The organism is Mesorhizobium sp. URHB0026 (assembly GCF_054059755.1).
The window spans coordinates 326,737-342,966 of sequence record NZ_JBSSCN010000001.1 but is presented as its reverse complement, the minus strand read 5'-3'; the positions used below and the strand labels follow the sequence as shown (position 1 = coordinate 342,966).

At 56.8% G+C, this 16,230-nt stretch carries 22 protein-coding genes; 9 read left to right on the top strand and 13 right to left on the bottom strand.

Annotated features, from left to right (window positions below):
- Positions 1-3: 3 nt before the first annotated feature.
- Positions 4-525: a heme-degrading domain-containing protein gene (locus ACVWWD_RS01765; RefSeq protein ID WP_352552913.1), complete on the bottom strand. Its 522-nt coding sequence runs from the start codon at positions 523-525 to the stop codon at positions 4-6.
- A gap of 504 nt (positions 526-1,029) precedes the next feature.
- On the opposite strand from ACVWWD_RS01765, the gene ACVWWD_RS01760 reads away from it, so the two are divergent.
- Complete coding sequence (locus ACVWWD_RS01760) at positions 1,030-1,506, top strand: hypothetical protein (RefSeq protein WP_352552904.1); 477 nt, start codon at positions 1,030-1,032, stop codon at positions 1,504-1,506.
- 144 nt (positions 1,507-1,650) lie between these two features.
- Positions 1,651-3,006: a lipopolysaccharide biosynthesis protein gene (locus ACVWWD_RS01755; RefSeq protein WP_352552905.1), complete on the top strand. Its 1,356-nt coding sequence runs from the start codon at positions 1,651-1,653 to the stop codon at positions 3,004-3,006.
- Positions 3,007-3,260: 254 nt separating this feature from the next.
- Here the strand turns inward: ACVWWD_RS01755 and ACVWWD_RS01750 are convergent, their stop codons facing one another.
- Complete coding sequence (locus tag ACVWWD_RS01750; RefSeq protein ID WP_352552907.1) at positions 3,261-4,406, bottom strand: acyltransferase family protein; 1,146 nt, start codon at positions 4,404-4,406, stop codon at positions 3,261-3,263.
- A 391-nt stretch (positions 4,407-4,797) separates the two neighbouring features.
- Complete coding sequence (locus tag ACVWWD_RS01745; RefSeq protein ID WP_352552909.1) at positions 4,798-5,226, bottom strand: hypothetical protein; 429 nt, start codon at positions 5,224-5,226, stop codon at positions 4,798-4,800.
- A gap of 49 nt (positions 5,227-5,275) precedes the next feature.
- On the opposite strand from ACVWWD_RS01745, the gene ACVWWD_RS01740 reads away from it, so the two are divergent.
- Positions 5,276-5,857, top strand: coding sequence for a CatB-related O-acetyltransferase (locus tag ACVWWD_RS01740; protein WP_352552911.1), 582 nt, complete (start codon positions 5,276-5,278; stop codon positions 5,855-5,857).
- A gap of 653 nt (positions 5,858-6,510) precedes the next feature.
- Positions 6,511-6,924 (top strand): ArsR/SmtB family transcription factor, encoded by a 414-nt coding sequence (locus tag ACVWWD_RS01735; protein ID WP_457102885.1) that lies wholly within the window; start codon positions 6,511-6,513, stop codon positions 6,922-6,924.
- Between the two features lie 350 nt (positions 6,925-7,274).
- Here the strand turns inward: ACVWWD_RS01735 and ACVWWD_RS01730 are convergent, their stop codons facing one another.
- Entirely contained in the window at positions 7,275-8,300 is a 1,026-nt protein-coding gene (locus ACVWWD_RS01730; RefSeq protein WP_352553953.1) for an IS110 family RNA-guided transposase, read from the bottom strand.
- 433 nt (positions 8,301-8,733) lie between these two features.
- Here ACVWWD_RS01730 and ACVWWD_RS01725 point away from each other — a divergent pair, with 433 nt between their 5' ends.
- Positions 8,734-8,955, top strand: coding sequence for a hypothetical protein (locus ACVWWD_RS01725; protein ID WP_352674945.1), 222 nt, complete (start codon positions 8,734-8,736; stop codon positions 8,953-8,955).
- A gap of 310 nt (positions 8,956-9,265) precedes the next feature.
- On the opposite strand, the gene ACVWWD_RS01720 is transcribed toward ACVWWD_RS01725, so the two are convergent.
- Together ACVWWD_RS01720 and ACVWWD_RS01715 are read right to left on the bottom strand one after the other, a co-directional pair.
- Positions 9,266-9,421 (bottom strand): hypothetical protein, encoded by a 156-nt coding sequence (locus ACVWWD_RS01720; protein ID WP_352553996.1) that lies wholly within the window; start codon positions 9,419-9,421, stop codon positions 9,266-9,268.
- Between the two features lie 8 nt (positions 9,422-9,429).
- Positions 9,430-9,573 (bottom strand): DUF3606 domain-containing protein, encoded by a 144-nt coding sequence (locus tag ACVWWD_RS01715; protein ID WP_352551952.1) that lies wholly within the window; start codon positions 9,571-9,573, stop codon positions 9,430-9,432.
- A gap of 172 nt (positions 9,574-9,745) precedes the next feature.
- Here ACVWWD_RS01715 and ACVWWD_RS01710 point away from each other — a divergent pair, with 172 nt between their 5' ends.
- Together ACVWWD_RS01710 and ACVWWD_RS01705 are read left to right on the top strand one after the other, a co-directional pair.
- On the top strand, positions 9,746-10,609 hold the full coding sequence (locus ACVWWD_RS01710; protein WP_352551954.1) for an ATP-dependent DNA ligase: 864 nt from the start codon (positions 9,746-9,748) through the stop codon (positions 10,607-10,609).
- Positions 10,610-10,723: 114 nt separating this feature from the next.
- On the top strand, positions 10,724-10,918 hold the full coding sequence (locus ACVWWD_RS01705) for a hypothetical protein (protein WP_457102884.1): 195 nt from the start codon (positions 10,724-10,726) through the stop codon (positions 10,916-10,918).
- Positions 10,919-10,958: 40 nt separating this feature from the next.
- Here ACVWWD_RS01705 and ACVWWD_RS01700 read toward each other — a convergent pair whose 3' ends face one another.
- Positions 10,959-11,522 (bottom strand): hypothetical protein, encoded by a 564-nt coding sequence (locus ACVWWD_RS01700; protein WP_352551958.1) that lies wholly within the window; start codon positions 11,520-11,522, stop codon positions 10,959-10,961.
- Positions 11,523-11,753: 231 nt separating this feature from the next.
- Here ACVWWD_RS01700 and ACVWWD_RS01695 point away from each other — a divergent pair, with 231 nt between their 5' ends.
- Positions 11,754-12,038 carry a hypothetical protein gene (locus ACVWWD_RS01695; protein ID WP_352551959.1) on the top strand — a complete coding sequence of 95 codons (285 nt, stop codon included), beginning with the start codon at positions 11,754-11,756 and terminating at the stop codon, positions 12,036-12,038.
- A 116-nt stretch (positions 12,039-12,154) separates the two neighbouring features.
- Here ACVWWD_RS01695 and ACVWWD_RS01690 read toward each other — a convergent pair whose 3' ends face one another.
- From ACVWWD_RS01690 to ACVWWD_RS01665, 6 genes are all read right to left on the bottom strand, one after another.
- Positions 12,155-12,592 (bottom strand): DUF2806 domain-containing protein, encoded by a 438-nt coding sequence (locus ACVWWD_RS01690; protein WP_457103610.1) that lies wholly within the window; start codon positions 12,590-12,592, stop codon positions 12,155-12,157.
- The gene (locus ACVWWD_RS01685) at positions 12,550-13,032 is read right to left on the bottom strand and encodes a hypothetical protein (RefSeq protein ID WP_352551961.1); all 483 of its coding nucleotides are present in this window, start codon (positions 13,030-13,032) and stop codon (positions 12,550-12,552) included. Before ACVWWD_RS01685 ends, ACVWWD_RS01690 begins: the two co-directional genes overlap by 43 nt.
- A gap of 103 nt (positions 13,033-13,135) precedes the next feature.
- Complete coding sequence (locus tag ACVWWD_RS01680; protein ID WP_352551963.1) at positions 13,136-13,453, bottom strand: hypothetical protein; 318 nt, start codon at positions 13,451-13,453, stop codon at positions 13,136-13,138.
- A gap of 682 nt (positions 13,454-14,135) precedes the next feature.
- The gene (locus ACVWWD_RS01675; protein WP_352551965.1) at positions 14,136-14,456 is read right to left on the bottom strand and encodes a DUF982 domain-containing protein; all 321 of its coding nucleotides are present in this window, start codon (positions 14,454-14,456) and stop codon (positions 14,136-14,138) included.
- 218 nt (positions 14,457-14,674) lie between these two features.
- On the bottom strand, positions 14,675-14,899 hold the full coding sequence (locus tag ACVWWD_RS01670; RefSeq protein ID WP_352551967.1) for a hypothetical protein: 225 nt from the start codon (positions 14,897-14,899) through the stop codon (positions 14,675-14,677).
- Between the two features lie 666 nt (positions 14,900-15,565).
- Positions 15,566-15,808 (bottom strand): DUF6894 family protein, encoded by a 243-nt coding sequence (locus tag ACVWWD_RS01665; RefSeq protein WP_352551969.1) that lies wholly within the window; start codon positions 15,806-15,808, stop codon positions 15,566-15,568.
- A gap of 142 nt (positions 15,809-15,950) precedes the next feature.
- Between ACVWWD_RS01665 and ACVWWD_RS01660 the strand changes: the two genes are divergently transcribed.
- Positions 15,951-16,193, top strand: a complete 243-nt coding sequence (locus ACVWWD_RS01660; protein ID WP_352551971.1) for a hypothetical protein — start codon at positions 15,951-15,953, stop codon at positions 16,191-16,193.
- The last annotated feature ends 37 nt before the right edge of the window (positions 16,194-16,230 follow it).

Genomic DNA, 16,230 nt, shown 5'->3' with positions numbered 1-16,230 from the left:
TTTTTAGTCCGGATCGAGGAACAGCCGTTCGCGGCCTTTACCGAGGTATTCGCAAAGCGCTGTGACCGCGCAGTGGTGATCGGAGCGTTGGCTCAGGCCCGAAATGCTAACCGCACCGATCACGCCCACTCCCTGGACCCGAATGGGAAACGCTCCCCCAGCCAAGACGTAGTCTGCTGGGTTGAGCCCATATCCCGGCGGGAAGGTCCTATCCTCACGTTGCTGCTCAAGAGCGAGTCTATAGCTGCTTTTCTGAAACATCCTGACGGAGTTGAGCTTACGCCGTGCCGATTCCGCAGTGGCCGCCGTTGCGCCTGCGAGAGCAGCGTGAAATAGCTGCCGGTCCCACAGACGGATGTCGATCACGAGGCTGTGCGCCCGAATAAGAGCACTAGAACGGATGGCGCAGCCGATCTCGAACGCAGACTGTTCGTCGAAGCCGGTGAAAACCAGAGCCGCTTCTTGCTCAATAGTTCGCCTTAAATCCTCTTTTTGCCTTGCGGCTGCTGCCCCTGTAACCGGAATTTTGTGCCTCCTTAAAATGCACTCGTGATTTTAGACGCTTCCACCCCGGATCCGGCTCCATGGGACCGTGATCCGTCTAGCTATGACAATGGACCAGACTGCTAGGCTCGCAACGTTTTGTCGAGCCACTCTTTCCACCCGGTCCCCTAAAGCTTGGAGCCGTTAGCAAAGAGCCAAGGTTGGGTATGGCTGCCGCTAGGCCTGTCAAATCCCAGAAAGGATTGATAGAGGTTGTTACTCCAGCCGCACAGGTCGCGCAGTCACACGTCAATGGGCAACCGAACATTTTTTGCGATAGTTTTCGTAGGCAGGCAGGGGTCCAGCTACCTCCAAGGCTTGTTGAACTCTCATCCAGACGCAACTTGTGAAGGTGAGTTGTTCTCGCCAACAGCTCGCTTGCTCGCAGACGTGATCAGGAGGAGGACGATATCGTTCAGAAACTCTCGGCACAGCACTGTCGGCAGTTACCTCCTAAAAAAACTGCACAAGAAAAACAGCAAAGCGGTGGGCTTCAAGATGCCTTATCTCTCGTTGGTTGAACACCCCGACGCTATCGATGCATTCAAGACCTTTCGATATAGGATTATTCGCCTTTCGCGCGACAATCTCTTGGATCAGTTCATTTCTTTCAGACTTGCAACACTTAACGATGCGTGGAGATCGGATCGCGGTTCGACGACGGTGACCCGCTTCAGCGCGGAGCCTAGGGATGTCGAGGACGCATTCAGAAATTGGACGAGGTGGGACGCGGAGCTCTCGGCCATGACAGAGACTCTCCCAAACCTGCATGTTACCTATGAGGAATTGGTCGGCGGACCAGGTGTGTCTCGCTCGCTGGAGTTCCTTGAATTACCCTCAATTCCCCTCCACAGTCCGTTCAAGAGACAGCGGTCCGGCACTCAATCCGAGATCATTGAAAATTATTTCGACCTGAAGGAGCGTTTTGCCGATACAGAATGGGCAAGGCATTTTATTGAATGATCGCTTTTCAAACTCGGGTTCCCACGGTGTCAGGTACTAAATGCTTAGCATCCGAGCCTCGGTTCTCGATCGTGGCTCAGCTTGTACTTTCGCAAGCCTTCATGCGATCCGGCACCGGCCAGTTGGCTGTATGATCGTCCGCCGATGAGCAAATCGATTTCTAGCGCGCTGAGGAGAGCAACGCTCCCTTCTCTAGGAAAAGCCAGCGGAGCCGCTGCTGCTGGTCGCATCGCCATACTAGCAGCAGGGCTCGGCAGCTCGCTTCTTCTCCCACTGGCCCTGCTCCAAGACCGGGTGGGCATCTACTTCATCGCTCAGATCCTTACGTCTGGGTTCGCCATCCTTGCGATGATGGGTCTTACATTCACATCGCCTGCGCTCGTTTCCGCCGCTGTAGCACAAGGTGATTTCGGACGTGCACGCGACGTCATCATGAGGATACAAGCCATTGTGGGCGGTTTTGGCTTCATTGTCGGCTGCGTGTTTTGGCTCGCAGATCGGTGGATCGAAATTGGGGACAGTGCCACAGCGTGGAGCGGCGTGCTAGCTATAGTCGCCCTGCAAATCCCCTGCGCCGCCCTGGCGGCCGTTCAAGTAGAGTTGCTCAGAGCAATTCATTCCGTCAGGAGTTCGGCGTTTTTGATGGCATTTCCGAGCACAGTAGTCGCTCTCTTTTTGACTTTCGCCCTGACCACTCGAATTCAAGCAAATTTGCATCAGGTGCTGTTCTGCAGTTTTGCTGGGTATGCGATCGCTGCGGTGGTTGGGGCCATCATTCTCTCCTCGTCTTGCCGACGCTGGAGTGAATCGACAAAGGAACCTATCGGCCCTCGAGCAATCATTCGCCGAACTCTACCCAACCTAGCAACAACATTAGTCTTGTTTGGCCTTTCTCAGGTGGACATGATTCTGTTGACGCTTTTCAGCAGTTTGCAGGAAATTGCGCAGTACGGCATCGCTTTGCGCGTTGCCACCGTACTGATAATGCCGCTGAGTATCGCAAATTCTGCGTTCGCTCCATCAGCGGTACACCTCTGGACGCTTGCCGACCGAGCGGGACTTCAGAAGGCGCTTCGGACTTTGGTTTCGATCGCTACTGTGCTCACGTTCTTGATGTATGTCGGTCTTGCGACTCTAGGGTATACGCTGGTCCATCTCTGGAACCCTCGTTACGAAAACTCTTTTTGGTTGGCGCTGATCTTAGGAGCCGGCCAACTTGGGCATGTACTCGGTGGTTCGTCGGGTATCTTGCTGATGGTGTTAGGAGATGAAAAAGCGGCGTTTCGCATTACGCTTGCCACAGGTGTCGCTACGGTCCTTTTGTGCTGCGCCGGTATCGTGATGGGAGGCCCTCCCTGGCTAGCTGCCGCGGTAGCAACGTGCAACGTTTTGCAGGTTTTCTTCTTCGCCAAGCGAGTTCGGGACAGGTTCGATGTGGACGCTACGGTCTTGGCAATTCTGCCTACATCCGCCCCAACGCGGGCCAAACAGAACCCGTGAGTTTGCCGTCGGAAAGATGGCTATTCAACGTTACGCCGGTGCTTGGTAAACCGATGAGCGCCCGGTTCATCCCCTATTTGGCTTAAGCCTGCAAGGCTAACTGCCAATCCCCCAACGGCAACCACAACGCCTAGAATGAGCCAGATCATTTCCCACACCCTAGGGAATATTAGCTGGAGATGAACCAAGTGGCAAGCCGATCCGTTCAGCACTCGGCGCGCTTGGGTGACCGACGACCCATCCTCGAATATGGGTTAAGCAGACGAAGAACTGGGGGAGTAAGCGCTGGCGGACGCTACGCGCGCCAGAGCCGACCTTGCGACCCATGGACGTTCAACAAACCTGTAAGTAAGGGAGGCTAGGACGATTGTCATCGAAGCAATCAGGACACCCATCCAGAGACGAGAGCCTACACTGGCCAGCGCAGGAGATGTGTAAATCATCTGAACGCTAGGATACAGGACCAGATACTGAATCAGGTAAATGCTATAGCTTATGACACCAAGGGTCTGGAGCGGTGGCCAGCCTAACCACCTGGGTTTACCGAACGTCACAGCAAAGAAAACGGGCGTCACCAACGCGAGTTTCACTGGTGTCCAGAACCCCGGAAGCCAAATGACGAGAAACACCGACGGTAGGGCGAGCGAAAGATAAACGCGCCCGAGCCGTTCTGGCAGCAGATACTTGGAAAAGGCGGCAGCCACTCCGGGCAGAAAGAAGGGCCAGATCACCTGCTCGCTGGAGAGGTAAAAGTCACGGATAAAAATGGCGCCCACGATGGCAGCTATGCAAACCCGCACCACAATGCCACAGCGCCAGAGGAAGTTTCCTGGCACGAGCAACACATAAAAGGCCCACTCGTAGCTGAGCGTCCAGGCTACTCCGATTAACGAGAGCATGTTTATGCCGCGGAACCACAACTGGTCGGTTTTCCATAGTCCGAAAGTCACCACATCCAAGGACTCGTTCAATGTTTGGCGGATTGGCATGACGGCGGGCCACGAATAGCAGAGCGCGATCGCCAAGGCCGCGACAACCGCAAAAATGTATAATGGTAGTATTCGGCGCACGCGGTTTGCAAAAAAGTGGGCTGGATCGATTGACCCTTTCAAAGCCTTGTCCGTAAAAAGATAGGCCGTAAGACAGAAGAAAAGTTGAACGGCTAGGATTCCGAGATGATCACCTACGAAGGGATTGGAAACGCCAATAAAGGCGCACATATACTGATTTATGTGACAAGCAACCACCGCGACGGCGGCCGTGCCTCTCAGCCCGTTGAGGCATTCATCGCGTCCGATATCCTGATCGCTCCCGGCAATGGCTTCTGCTAGGCGCGTCCAAAAGATCGCCACACCGTAGACCGCCGCGATCACTCCCAACTGTATGAATATTGAACCCATGTAGTTTCGCCACCGTTTTCGGTCGTTACCACCCGCGCATCTTCCTCGTGAGAGGTCAACGCAAATTCTACCTTGTTCACACTAGCAGCGCGGCCCGGTCGAGCCCGAGCAACCCAAAGGCCAGGAGGCCGCTGCCGGATTTTGAAATTGGGCCTCCCCCTTAGTCCTGAACCAGCGCCATCAACAAGCGTTCACTAATATGGTCAAGAAGATCGCCTTTGCTGCGGTGCTGCTCCAAGTAGGCGCCTTCTCGGCCCTCCTGACGCAAACATTCCTTCTGGATCTACGGCTACACAAGCGGCCGTGCGAGGCGAAGCCGTGGGTGGCGGTCACGGACAGGGTATACGCAAGGCTACCTGGCCGATATACCAGCCCGGTGCCTGGAGAGGGTTCAAGCTCGGAAGCTACATGACAGCGCAATAAAGCGAGCGCTGGAAGGTCGACATCGCCAGTCAAGGCGCTCGCCGCCGCGATCGAGGGCTACACCTTGGAAGCCATCGCCCATCGTGTTGACGCCGAGAAACAGCGACAGGTCGGCTACTGCGTCATCGAAGTTGCCAATCGCGCGGTCTATATAGCCGTAGAAATTGCCAACCTGCAAACATCGATGGTAAACATCATCATATTTGGTGAGTTTGCTTATAATACCGAAACCTTGGCGTCCTCTTCGGCTGTGAGTAGCGTGGTCGCCGGAGCCTCGATGCTTACCAATCCGTAAGTCGCTCAGTCCAATCATGGTGGCTATGAATGCGGTGAGCGGCTGGTTTTTTGCGGAAATTGCGAAGTGATAATCGCAGTAGACGGTGGCGATCCACTGCAACCCGCATTCTCGCCCTGTATCGCTTGGCAATTTTCTGGGGAGGAAGCCGGTGGGACTACTAAGAGGGCTTCGCATAAAACTGGGGCTGAAGAAAAATCCTTTGCCGCCACTGCCCGGTGTCGAGATCGGTCGTCATACCTACGGGCTCGTGAAAAACTCCTTTTGGGGTTCGCACGAGAAATCACCAATACGAATAGGTTCGTTCTGCTCGGTTGGCCCGGGTGTACTCTTTCTCGGCGCGGCCGAGCATCGCGTCGACACGGTGACCAGCTATCCGCTTCGAATCGTTGACGGAAAGATCCGCAATGGCGCTGAAGCATTCAGCAAAGGACCTACCACAGTCGGCCATGACGTATGGTTTGGCGCTCGCTGCATCATCCTCGGCGGCGTCACGATCGGCAACGGAGCGGTACTGGGTGCCGGCAGCATCATCAGCAGGGACATTCCACCTTACGCCGTCGCGGTCGGCAATCCCGCTCGCGTCATCCGATATCGATTCACGCCAGATATCATCGAGCGGTTGCAGTCATCGCAATGGTGGAACTGGAGCGATGATCTGATCCGCGAACGCCTCGCCATTTTGACGGCGATGGATGCCGAACATTTCCTAGACGCACTGGAACTGGAGTAACTGCTGGTTCGCTGGCGGTTGACGGACAGCACAGACGCAAGGCCGCAAAACGCGGGGAGCACCATTATGAAAAAGCCATACGAAAAGCCAGAATTGCAGAAGCGGGAGCGCTTGGGCAGCATCGCAGCCCAGGTGATCATCATTAGCAAGGGGTGAGCACCGGCGGTATGAAGAAAACCTACCAGAAGCCAGCGCTGATCAAGCGAGAGAAGCTTGCGTCAATCGCTGCTCAGATCGTCCCTGTATCCGGCCCGAGCACGGTCTGACTCGATCGATGCATCAATCAAGCCCGCTGGCTCTGGTCAGCGGGCTTTTTCACGTGCGGGAACATTGTCCCGTAGGGGAGGTTAACCATACGGTGGTCGATTCCCTCCGGGATGTAGCCACTCCATAAGGAGGCCCGTCGCCGGAGCGCGCGCGGCGGGCCTTCTCGATGCTGCTTCATCGCGGCGCAATTTCGCTTCAATGGCACCGAATTTGCAACCTATTCTCTTGCTTCCGGCCGGGAACCGATTCTATCTGCCCAAGTTCACTCCCCAGCGCCCCTCGACGCCCCCCGGACAGAGGCGCGCCCGAGAGTTGTTCGGACAGCTTTCAAACAAAGCCCGCCACCGTTCCCTCAGTGGCGGGCTTTGGTGTGTTAGCGCGGCGAGGTGGACTTGACTACCTACGTGAGACAGAGGCTCGCTGAAATCAAAGCTGATCCCGACCTTTGCAGGCGCCCTAAGGGTCGGCTTTCGCCGAGCCGGGTCTCCGCTGCCTCGCAGCTATTCGCGGCTATGGGCTTCAGCAAGCGATTGCTGATCCTTCTGCATCTGATGGATGGTGAGAGATCGGTGTCGGAGCTGGTCTCTCTAATTCGTGGGTCACGGACCACCCTTTCACAGCATTTGAGCGGAATGGCCAAACTCGGTATTGTCAAATCCCGCACCCAAGGCAAGCGGCGGTTCTATTCCTGTACGTCGGAGCAGGCGAAGATGGTCGTCAGCTTCCTCAGCGACCTCGCGGACCGCGGCGAGCTTCCGATCGGGAAACGATCGGGCAAGGGGTCTTCCTCCTGGCGTTGAATGATCGTTGTCCGCTGGCTCACGCTGGCGGGCTTCTCTTTTGGGGCTGGGTTTGTCAAGCAAAGAGGGTCCTCACCGTGCATACCATGCTCGGCGTTGGTCTTGTTGACGGCTGATGCGTAAACGGTTTCGATGCGCCGGAGGTGATGAGTGCCCGCCAGGGGTCTGGCTTCTCTTCGAAGTCGGCGCGTGACCGCTTCATGATCGGGTCGGATGGAGAGGCATCTCAATCTTTTTTGCGAACTATCAGTCCGAGCTGACGTCCAAGCCCGCCTCGAGATTGCCTACCCACTCGTCCCTGAACGGGACCTCTATCCACGCGGCGACGTGGAACCCTTTAATTCGATCTCTCAGGCGGCGTTGGCCTCCCAGCGATAGGGTATGTTGTCGACCCACATCCGATGCAGGATGATCGCCAGACGCCGTGCCACCGCCACGGTAGCCTTCGCCATACCTCGCCGGCGAGCGACGGAGAGACCCCACGCCTTCAGTGGCGAACTCCGCTTCGAGATACGTAGTAGAATGCCGGCGGCTTCAACCAATGCCCATCGAATCCCGGCATCGCCGCACTTCGAAATGCCCTTATCCTGGTCGATCTCGCCGGATTGGTAACGCGAGGGCGTCAATCCGAAGTGGGCTGGAACGGAGCGCGATCGGCTGAACCGCGCCGGTTCGTCGACGCCGGCTCGGAAACTCAGGGCAACCATCGGTCCGACACCGGGGGCAGTCATGAGCAGTTTGCAGGTGTCGTCGCTCTCGGCCAGACGTTCCATTGCCGTGTGTAGGCGCTGGAACTGCTCTCTCAAAACACGGCGGACTTCCAGGAGGGGGTCGATCACCAACTGCAGATGCGGGGATTGTTCGAGCAACTCGATAATACGTCGCTCGAACTGCAGCCGGGTTACGGCTCCGACCTTCAGGCCAAAGTTGCGCAGCAGGCCTCGCAGGTTGTTCTCCGCATCGAGAATCTTCGTCTGCACGAACTTCCGCGCAGTGAGCAGCATCCGGATCTCCTGGCTCCGGACGGTCTTGACATGAACCGGCTTGTAGAGGCCGACGCGCATCATCTGCGCGATGCCGCGGGCATCGTTGCGATCGGTTTTGTTGATCTGAGCCGAGAGCGCGGCCTTCATGTGCCGCGTCTCGACGCAGATCACCGGATAGCCTGCGGCCGACAGGCCACTGTAGAGCCATTGCGAAAGCGGACCGGCTTCAAGGCCGACGCGCTTGTAGGGACCGCCAATCGCATGAAGTAGGGCGCTGATCGCCTCCGGCTCGGTCTCCACCTTGCTCTCTCGAATAAGTTTACCACCAGTGTCCATCACACACGCGCTGGTGGTGCGAACGGAAACATCAAGACCCACGAACAGTTCCATGGCAGACCTCCTGACCGGTTGAACCGTTGGAGCTTGCCCGGAAGACCGACCTCCCGCTACTCCCATGCAGGGAGGTCGCCGGAGCCCCAATCATCCGATCTTTTTTATTTGTTTCACTGGGGCAGATAGTCGCTCTATGCGGCTGCAACATCGAGCCCTGTGGGAAGCTCCGGAACTATTTTAGCTCGAACTAATTGAATCGCGGTTGGGTAGCAATCGCGGGGGCGTAAATGTTCGAGTATCAAGTGGAGACAATGGCCGGCGGCTCGGTTGTGTCCTCACAGGTGGTCATGGCCCAGGCGCCATTCAAAGCGGCAGAAGCACACGTTGGCCGGCCGGTCACATTGAGGCATCAGGAAGCAAACTGGGTTCGTGTCACCCAAATCAGGGGCGGCAAGCGAACCTTCGCTTACGTTTGTCGTATGAGGGCGGCATGAGCACACGCGGTGCCGATTTCCTCGACCGGTGGATGGCAGAGCATCTGCCAAATGCGGCGACCGACGACCCGGCCGCGATAAACGATCTAGCGGACCAGGCGATGGAAGCTGCAGACCGAGAGGGTATTGCGGTGAGCGAGATTTATGAGGAAGTCGGCAGCGTCTTCGAAGTGATCGCGAAGGCGATGCAGCACCGCGATGGCAGCTTGGACGACTGACTCGCGGCTATCATGGATTTCCGTCCTCGCCGGATTTCCGCTTTGGGAATTCGATCACCTTCGCCTCAGGCTGCGGCTCCATCGGCTCGTGCCCCGGCTCTTCATGCCAGATAACTTGCCGCAGATCGCGCATGTCGACCTTTTGACCGCAACTCGGGCAAGCATAGAAATGGCCTCTCTCATCCCGCACCGGGCGCCGTGCAGTTTGCCGGGGAGTGGCGGGCCAAGGTCGGTGAGCTCATTCCGTTCCAAGAGGTCTAGGCGCTGATCGGGTCCGGCCAAGCTGTACTCGTATACGGCGGCTTGCTCTTCATCGATCACCCGGAACCAATGGTCCTGCAGTGCCCTCGGCGAGACCCTTTGGCTCTGGCGTCGCTTCGGCGGCCTTCATGGGATCGTTCTCCACCACGATGCCCAATGACACGACCGTGTCGCCGTAGATCTCTTCCACCTGATACTTCGCCATTTGGGTGCTCAGCGACCCCTGAGGTTCTTCGCCTCACGTTCCAGGGTGTCGCGGTCGTTGCCGTACTTCGCGATCAACTCCCGGACCTGCGGGATCGACAGGCCGAATTTGCTCGCGACATAGCCTACTTCGTGTTCCTCATCGCCGCTCACGCGGCTTCGATCTTGGTATTCCGAGCTTGTTCTTGTCGTCAGTCATGATCGTGCCTCCACCCGATGGATGGCAACGTGGTTCCCCGGGCTTTGTTGCATCGCGCCCGCGATTTGCGGTTTCGGAACTATTTTAGCTAAAACTAATTGAATGGACAGTTTCGCGAGTGAGTTGATGCGTCTGAAGTTCATTAAGCCGATGGAGCCCGAACTGGTCGACACCCCGCCCCAAGGCGATGAGTGGATCCACGAGATCAAGTTCGATGGGTACAGGACCCAGGTCATCAAGGATGACGACGGGATTCGGTTGATCACCAAGAACGGCTACGACTGGACCGGCCGCTATATCCAGCTTGCCGGCGAAGCAGAGGCGATCGAAGCCAAAGACTTCATCATCGACGGCGAGGCGATCAGCATCAACGAAGCCGGCCTGTCGGACTTCCACGCCCTGCAAACAGCCGTTACCAGCCGCAATCCGTCGCGCGACCTGTATCTGGTGGCGTTCGATCTCCTGCACCTCAACGGCCACGATTTACGCGACATGCCGGTGGAAGACCGCCGCGACATTCTCCAGGCATTGATCCCGACTGGTGGCCGCATCCAGTTCAGCGAAGCAATGCCGGGAACCGGCGACGCCGTTTATCACCTTGTCGACAAAGCCGGCCTTGAGGGCATGGTTTCAAAGCGCAAGGGCAGTACCTATCGCAGCGGGCCGACCATGAACTGGCGCAAGATCAAGTGCTATGCCGAAAAGGAAATGGACATCATTGGCGTGCAGCGTGAGGCCGGGAAACCCGCGATGGTCCTGATGGCCGACAAGGGCCGCTATGCCGGTGGCGCCTTCGTCACGTTTAAGGCTCACAAACGGCAAGCGCTATGGGACCGCGTGCAGGGGAAAGTCGGCGGACCTGTTCCGATAGGCTTGGCCAAGGCAAAGGCAGAATGGCTAAAGCCTGGTCTGGTCGGCCGCGTGCGGTTCCTGAAGGGCGAGGAGAAGCTGCGTCACGCCAAGCTGCTCGATTTCCGGGATAGGCAATAGTCACGCTTACCCAGGGTACGGCGTAGTCCACATCTTTGTAGAAATCTCGAGGGGCGAGGCACCGGCAACACGATCCGCGCGATGGCCATGCACAATTGTGGTATGATTCGTGACATGGGCAAGAAGGCGAAGCACAAAGCAAGGCAGGCGATCATCGCGCCGCAGTTGGATGACGAGGTGCAAACAGAAGCCGCTTACTATGCCCGCAAGTGTGGGATTACACCGGAAGAAGCGTTGCGCAGGATCGAAGATGCCAACCGTTCGAAGTCGGCAAAGGGTCTCACGGTTGTGCCAATCTCAGGCCGGTAGGGCAAACCGTAGTGCCACTCCAAGAGGAAAGCGAATTGCGTTACTCGACCTTCAAGTTGATCGTAACGCTGTAGGATACGCCATCATATGTGTGTACCGACAGGTCGATCTGGTCCTGGCCTTTGAACCCTGGCTGCGACCGGTATAGCACCTTTATGCCGTCCACCTTCCGGAAATCGCATTTCCATCGAATGTTGCTTTTGGTGAAGTGGGGAAACGTCTTCGCATTGACGATCGAAATTCTCCCGTGGCTCGGTCCGGAAACCGCCTTCAGATCGACCGGGCCCGCGTTCGAGCAGTCGGGGTTAACGCTAGCCCCGTCGTAAACGCTGATTTCCTTTCCCGAAAGCGCTGTCCTTTTAAGGGTTTTCGAGTTCCCCCATGCGGCAGCCTGGCCTGCGCTAAGTCCCACAAAAACAAACGCGATCACGACAGCAGTAACGCGGTGAACCATTTTTGTTGCCCCTTCCTTGAAGTAGATCTCCCGGATGTTTTTAGAGGCGCCATGGCGAAACGCCATGTGTCGTGCAATCAAATGATTGTTATTGGCAAAGAGCTGATGGAAAGCTGGTACGAGTTTTCGGCGATGAGCGGTTTCACACATGCTATCACCGAGTGAGCGCTAATGCGGATCAGCCCGCTCAGCGTGCCCTAGGCGATATAGGCCGATTGCGAAGCGAACCGATTGCAGCCGACGCGTCTTTGCATGGCGGAGGCTGTCAGCAATCAGGAGGGTGGCGCGATCGAATAGCCGTCCCAAAGTAGACTCTTGCTTTCCGGGTCCTTATCTCTCGTGCATGTGCGGACGTGTTTTCGTAAAGACTACATCCCCGACATGGTTCGTCGGTTCGAATTCGTCCACCCAGGCGAGGTCGAACGGCTGGGCAACAGCTTTCCTCTCTGGAACGGCGCGCCCAGCCTGACCTATCCGATCATCATCCGCGAAGAGCTGTCGACCAGCATGGCCGGCTTCGTATCGGCGCGCTGGGGCCTGGTTCCCGGATGGGGATATCGGATTTGCTCTGCTAAAAGACTGGGCCAAAGCCAAGGTCGGACTTGGGTGGCGGCTGATATTCCCATCAAGCCTTTGCAGGCTGAATGGCGTCGAGGGTCATCGTGACACCAATCCTAGAGTAGGCGTTCATCAAAGCATACGTATAATCCTTGTGAGGCTCTAGCATCAAAACGGACCGGAGTTCTCGGCCTATGGGGGTAAGCGAGATGACGCCAACCCCATCATAAACCCCGCCGGGACAGGATTTGTCCATCAAGGTGGGCTGTCCTCCCGGCAAATTCGACGTGCAAGTGCGATCTATATAATTTGTGTAGTTGAGGGTACTCCTGTTCGCCAGAACTCCTGGTCAATCCGATCGACTGGAGATCAAGCAAATCCTCTCTAGTTATCCCGAATTCATCGATATATTCACCTATCCTACCTGACGGTTTCGTCCCAAGTTGATTCAGAGGACCTTTCTCGTGCTTAGGCAGAGAAACGATAACAAACGACAGGTCGGGAATATTGAAAGTCATCCGACACAGCTCCTCAAATTTTTGAGCGTTGCGCGGGTGAAGCGTCGCAAGGAGATTCAAGGTCGACGCAGAGAAGTTGTCCGGACTGACGATTTCACGAGCTAGAATTCGAGCGAATATTTCTCGCAGTTCTGATCGTGACAGTCGATCCGCCGTATCCCAAAAATGTTGAAGAAAATCAGGTGATATGTCTTCCTTTGCACGCCGAGTGGCCGGGGGGCCTCGATCGCCAAAAGATCAGCGGTCAGGTCTAAGATTTCGGCGCGAGACTCCGCCTTTTGTGCCTCAGATATCCAGTTTCTGCGGAGCAGCGCCGCTGCAAGCACACGATCATCCGGATTCTCGATTGCTCGGCACATTTGGTCGACCATGGTCGAATCTAGCCGTGACTGCAGCGTTCCATTTACCGCACGTCTGTATTGCGCGGGAGCGAAACCAGCAAAAGCCATCTCAACCGCCCTCGCAAGGTTGCGACCAGTCATGGCAGCAAGCTTGCCGGGAAGGCGAAGATTGAATTTGCCGCTGGTAGGATCAACCTCAACCACGGTGTCTAAACCACCGGTGTCTCGTCTTCTTTTAGTCAAGGTTTTTACCCCCGTGCCTGAATCAAATGATGCCGGCTTCGCCCCTGCCGATTGCCGATTCTATCTCTTTGAAACGAGGCGTGCGGCAAGCCAAGCCTTGGTTTCAGGGCATGCCAAAATGTTTGCGGACACGGGCTGTAGCCTCTTCGCGCTCATGCTCCTCCTCGGCGGTATACTTGCCCAAAAAAAGGCGGGAGCTACGCTGGCCACACCCAATAGCCGTCAGCAAAAGAACACCTATGGACGCCACTGTAATCCCAACGGCGACCAGCAGATCGATCTCGAAGTAGAGCGCAATCGGAAGGCTGAACAGCAGCACCCCCGTCATAATGAGGGTTGGCGTCCTAGTAAGCCACCAAGCAAGCAGGAACGCGCAATGGAGAAGGACAAGCCACCAAGGATAATAGACATAGATCCACATGGTCCTTCCCCTTCATCTTTCGCCCTTGTTCGGCCAGTCGCCGCGATCGATGATCTTTTCCCGCGAGACGGTTTTGATCCGCTCCTGATAGACCCCCCCCGGCGAGGAGCACTAACACGATCGCATAGGCCCACCATGGCAAGCCTGGAATGAAATACCAGAGGATGCCCGTCACGATGCCGGACGCCACAAGGCTTCCGCCATCAATTTATCAGTCGGTCTCATTGAAATTGCCCTGCACTTCCCCAATACAGCATCGCGCAACCGGCCCACCGGCGCAAGCCGGCTTCCCATAGGGAGCGCCAAGGCGAAAGACGGCAACCACCACCGCCATCGCCCGTTGACCCATGCTGGTTGATCCCAGCATTTCCTGTCATTGCCCGTCGCCGAAAGGTGGGGGCTTTTTGTGTCCTGCGGAACATACTTCAGCGGCCAGGGTTCGGGAACTGGCCGCACGCTTCCCCTGCGGTCTTCCCAAGTGACCCTGCCCGCTGCCGAGAGGTGGCGGGCTTTTTCGCGATGCGCCCTTGGAACAGGCCGATCGAATGCAAGTTCGGGCGAACGCAGCGCACTCCGACGTCCCTTCGCGCTGCTGGCCAAGGGCAAACTTGGTCGGCCCGCGCTTTTCTGCCGAGGGGCGCGGGCTTCCAGGTCGCGGCTGGAAGCGCGGTGAACTTGTTGCTCAAACCGAGCGCGGTATCTGGCGAGCCTGCTCATAGATCGAGCTTGCCAGCGCGTCTAGGCGCTTGAGGCCCTCGCTCGGCTGATCTGAAACAACCATGTCCTGGTCTCTTGCGGCTTTGACAAAGGCCGCGAATGCGATGGACTGCCGGCAAGTTCCTGCCTGAGCCTCCTCCAGCAAACGCAGCGCCTGTCGATAGGATTGCAAGCCCTTGTTCTTCCATGCCGCATCCATTGCCGCTCTGGCTTCGGCCACCGACGAGATGGCCGTCGTCGTTTGGAGGTTCATAAATCTAATCTTCACAGGCAGGAAAGCGCTCAAGGTCAGACCCTCCTCGACGGTGATAGGCCCTGCAACTTTTCAGGCCGCCATTGGTTGCAGTAGCCGCTCCTTTTTTGTTGCAGACCGGCTCTCGCTCGCCTCCGAGATGGTGATTGCCCGGCCCCGGTACATCACTACCGCCGCCGCCGCCGGCCTGACTCTGGGGAAATGCTTAAAAGCCCGCTGGCTCACACCGGCGGGCTTTTTGCGTTTTGGGGCTATGCCTTGATGCTCGGCGCCGGCGGCTTCACGGTCGACCGCAACTGCAATCTCTCGACCGTTGCGACAACTACGGCGGAAATCGCCTCCGCCTCGCCATAAAGCGTTGGGCCATAGATGCAGTTCACTGCTTCCTCGCTGATGAGCACGCCCGGCGGGCAATGGTCCTCGATCGTCTCCCTGATCATTTGCAGGGCGGCTCTGCCGTGGGGATCGTTCTTCATGGGGCATCGAACCCGGCGCCACAGTAAAATTTCCGGAACCATTTTGGCTAAAGCTTATTGAATCGACGCTTTCGTTTTCTCCATGCAAAATTCGGCCCCGATGACAGTGATGAGGCCCCTACGGCTGAGTAGCGCCTACAGCCGCATGTAGCTATCCAGCCCTAGACGTATCCGCTGGCCTTCTGCAAACGACAGCGCGTAGGGTTCTCTCGTAAATGATTGGGACGTTTCTTGGCCGTCTTCCACCACCACGACAATCCATTCACGACAGCCTTCTAAGACCTTAACCGCCTTGTGGCGGGCATCTTCTTTTTGGACGTAAACCAGAGCTGCTCTCCTACAGTAGCAATGGGAAACGTCTGTTTTTCTAAAACCGCTCCGGCTCCGTTTTCAATAAAAACCCTGGTCCGAATCCGTACGAAGGACGGCAGAACGCCTTAAGGCTGGGTGTCGTCCGGCTCTCCAGTGATCTGGCTAACCGCCACCTCCTACGGCACTATAGCGCCTGGCTTGGCGGCAAGCCGATCTAGCAGCTTGCGGGATTTCTGGATTACGCGGCGCGTCTCGTCGATAGTCGAGCGAAGATCGGCGACCTGTGCCTCCGCCCGTCTCTGGTATAGGCGGGCTTGCTCATGAACAAGGTGGTCCAGTTCCCACGGTCCCATCTTAATCAGGTCCGTTGCGGATTAGTTCGAACGTAACCTTCACCACAAATATGGCTTCCCTCGAACCGTCATGCACATGCAAGGCGACCTCTCGGAAAGTGCCATCCGGCATCTTGTCTTTAGCAATTTCTAGGAGTGCTTTTGCCGCCTCGTCTTCAGCCGATTCCAAGCTTGGAAGGTCAGTTCCTTCAGTGTCCGGGTATGCGGTTCCGTTGTCGGTTAGGTCGAAATAGTAGAGCGCCATCGACGGCGAACGCGAGGGTTCAACGTTTGTTCCGCGTCAACCCTTACGCGTACGGTTTAATACGAAGAGGCCTTGCCTACCGGGTAGAAACGAGGAATATAATCCTCTCGTTGCGGCGAACTTCTCAAACGGAGATCCGCCAATGGCCAGGTCCAAACCATCAAAGCAGCTCTCGCAGGCTGAAATCGAGCGCTTCCTGACGGCCGCAGAGGCTCTGCACAAGAGCATCATCAAGCCGTTCATCTCGCCGCATTCCGACCATTACCGCGCCACGCGAACCCTGCATGAGGCGCTGTTGAAGTCTGTGCGGGAAGTGACGGGGAAGGAAGTCGAGTTCATCCAGTGGAATACCACTGGGCCGGTGCTGCCGCCTTTTGGTGGATAGCAGAGAGACCCACAAAGAAGGTATTTGCGCGGCGGCG

Bases quoted from the DNA above. Each gene is read 5' to 3' on its own strand.
- ACVWWD_RS01710 (WP_352551954.1), top strand. From the start codon at position 9,746: ATGCGTCTGAAGTTCATTAAGCCGATGGAGCCCGAACTGGTCGACACC.
- ACVWWD_RS01695 (WP_352551959.1), top strand. From the start codon at position 11,754: ATGGTTCGTCGGTTCGAATTCGTCCACCCAGGCGAGGTCGAACGGCTG.
- ACVWWD_RS01700 (WP_352551958.1), bottom strand. From the start codon at position 11,522: ATGTGTGAAACCGCTCATCGCCGAAAACTCGTACCAGCTTTCCATCAG.
- ACVWWD_RS01680 (WP_352551963.1), bottom strand. From the start codon at position 13,453: ATGTGGATCTATGTCTATTATCCTTGGTGGCTTGTCCTTCTCCATTGC.
- ACVWWD_RS01665 (WP_352551969.1), bottom strand. From the start codon at position 15,808: ATGGCGCTCTACTATTTCGACCTAACCGACAACGGAACCGCATACCCG.
- ACVWWD_RS01705 (WP_457102884.1), top strand. From the start codon at position 10,724: ATGGGCAAGAAGGCGAAGCACAAAGCAAGGCAGGCGATCATCGCGCCG.
- ACVWWD_RS01670 (WP_352551967.1), bottom strand. From the start codon at position 14,899: ATGAAGAACGATCCCCACGGCAGAGCCGCCCTGCAAATGATCAGGGAG.
- ACVWWD_RS01720 (WP_352553996.1), bottom strand. From the start codon at position 9,421: ATGGCGAAGTATCAGGTGGAAGAGATCTACGGCGACACGGTCGTGTCA.
- ACVWWD_RS01660 (WP_352551971.1), top strand. From the start codon at position 15,951: ATGGCCAGGTCCAAACCATCAAAGCAGCTCTCGCAGGCTGAAATCGAG.
- ACVWWD_RS01755 (WP_352552905.1), top strand. From the start codon at position 1,651: ATGAGCAAATCGATTTCTAGCGCGCTGAGGAGAGCAACGCTCCCTTCT.
- ACVWWD_RS01730 (WP_352553953.1), bottom strand. From the start codon at position 8,300: ATGGAACTGTTCGTGGGTCTTGATGTTTCCGTTCGCACCACCAGCGCG.
- ACVWWD_RS01750 (WP_352552907.1), bottom strand. From the start codon at position 4,406: ATGGGTTCAATATTCATACAGTTGGGAGTGATCGCGGCGGTCTACGGT.
- ACVWWD_RS01725 (WP_352674945.1), top strand. From the start codon at position 8,734: ATGAGCACACGCGGTGCCGATTTCCTCGACCGGTGGATGGCAGAGCAT.